General features: G+C 45.0%; 1 protein-coding gene. It reads right to left on the reverse strand.

All coding sequences use genetic code 11. The features are described 5' to 3' along the window. Positions 1-874, reverse strand: an 874-nt coding sequence (locus E1140_RS00155; RefSeq protein ID WP_155177941.1) for a fibronectin type III domain-containing protein, incomplete at both ends; no start/stop codon positions are given.

The following is an 874-nucleotide window of genomic DNA, read 5'->3' on the forward strand; positions in this document are numbered from 1 at the left end:
GCGTATCGCTGAGATGTTGCCATTGTATTGAGGTTGGTGCTCCAACTCCTGGTTACCATTAAAAGTCCTTAATGATACTGCCACTGACCCAAGTGATTTCTGTGTTCCTACAAGGCTTTGAACACGGTAATAATAGTTCGTATTGTTAGCCAGGCCTGTATCGGTATATTCAAGGGTCGATCCGCTTACTGTACTGATAACGGTGTAATCACCGGCCATTGATAATGACCTGCTTATCTCGTAGTTTGTCGCATTCGCTGTAGCAGTCCACGATATAGTAGTTGTACTTTCTGTTATACTCGATACGGTCACCACAGGGGCTTCTGCGGTAAGGGTAACTGACACGGACGGACTCCAGCATGATGAGGTATTGCTTTTGCTTCTTAGATAATAAGTGCCTGTCTCTGTAACTTCATAGGTACTACTGGCATTACTCTCATCAGTGCCATTGGCATTAGTGCCTTGCCAGTACCAGGTCTCTCCTGTTGCTGGTGTGCCGCGCTCCAGCAATGTATTGTCATACCCATAATCCGACACACTCAGTGTGGGGGTTGAATTAGCTATACCTCCAAATTGAACATCTATAGGCAATGATGCACCCCAGGTGCCTGAGCTGGTGTATCTTGATCTTATATAGTATCTATCTGCGGTTTGTGGCTGATAGTCAATATTACTATTACTAGTGCTTACCCCTAAACTATCTGTCCCTTGCCAATACCACTCCTCACCTGCCAATGGTGTACCTCTAGTAAGAGTTATGTAGCCACAGTCATCTTCTATGTCGGTGACACTAGGTGTTCGTGGTAAGCCAGTTAAATCTTCTCGATCATTGACACATAAACTAAAGGTTCCCTGGTATGAGGTCTGATTTCCA

The organism is Fulvivirga lutimaris, assembly GCF_009711525.1.
Classification (GTDB): Bacteria; Bacteroidota; Bacteroidia; order Cytophagales; family Cyclobacteriaceae; genus Fulvivirga; species Fulvivirga lutimaris.